Genomic DNA, 974 nt, shown 5'->3' with positions numbered 1-974 from the left:
CCGTCACGGCGTCGCGGCGCCCCTCCTCGGAGAAGGCGTCCGCGGCCAGGCTGACGTCGCGGCCGTCGACCGCAATCCGGGTCTTGTCCAGAACGGTGCCCTTGAGCGCGGCCGTGCTGCGGGCCGACAGGTCGGCTTCGACCGGTAAGGTATTATTCCAGGCCGCAAATCCCCACATGACGGCCAGGGGAATCAACCCCGGCCACCATTTGCTGGCCCACCTGAAAAGCTTCTGCATTCGACGACCCGAACTCTGGAACCGGAGACAAAACAAACCCTTGGCGGGCTGTCAAACCGGAAATGGTGCCCTTCCGAAGGCATCGCCTGGACAATCGGAATAACTTTTTCTTCAAGGGTTCTTCCGTAAGTTGAAAGCGGAATGCCAGAGCCCCCCAGCCGGTCATGAAACAACTGCGTTACAACGTCATCCGCGCCGGGCTGGAGGCACTTTACTTCAGCGGGGCGCACCACCTGCTGCGCCCGCTTCTGTCGGGTGTCGGTGCCATTTTCATGCTGCACCACGTCCGGCCGGCCCGTGAGGCCGCGTTCCAGCCGAACCGGCATCTCGAGGTCACCCCCGAATTCCTGCGCGCCACGCTGTGCCATTTGCGGTCGCGCGACATCGACATCGTCAGCATGGACGAGCTGCATGAGCGGCTGGTGCAGGGCCGGTTCGACCGCCGCTTCGCTGCCTTCACCTTCGACGACGGCTATCGCGACAATCTGGACCATGCCCTGCCCGTGTTGCGCGAATTCGACGCCCCTCTGACGGTCTATGTCGCGAGCGACTTTGCCGAGGGCACCGGACGGCTGTGGTGGGCGGCGCTGGAGGCCGTGATCGCCAAGGCCGAGCAGATCGACATCAGAATCGGCCATTCTGCGCTGCGGCTCGATGCGACGACGCCCGCGGCCAAGCAGGCAACGTTCGACCGCCTGCACGACTGGCTGCGCGAGCTGCCGGGCGAGCACGATCT

The 974-nt window shown here is 64.5% G+C and carries 1 protein-coding gene and 1 pseudogene; one reads left to right on the top strand and one right to left on the bottom strand.

What is annotated here, in order from left to right; genetic code table 11:
- Positions 1-238: pseudogene (locus MOV74_RS39040) on the bottom strand (OmpA family protein); the annotation flags it as partial.
- 164 nt (positions 239-402) lie between these two features.
- Between MOV74_RS39040 and MOV74_RS39035 the strand changes: the two are divergent.
- On the top strand, positions 403-974 hold a 572-nt coding region (locus MOV74_RS39035), incomplete at its 3' end, for a polysaccharide deacetylase family protein (RefSeq protein ID WP_246932928.1).

The organism is Bradyrhizobium sp. SHOUNA76 (assembly GCF_023006445.1).
In the GTDB taxonomy this organism is placed as follows: domain Bacteria; phylum Pseudomonadota; class Alphaproteobacteria; order Rhizobiales; family Xanthobacteraceae; genus Bradyrhizobium.
The sequence above is the reverse complement of the archived record's forward strand: the minus strand, read 5'-3'. Positions and strand labels throughout refer to the sequence as shown.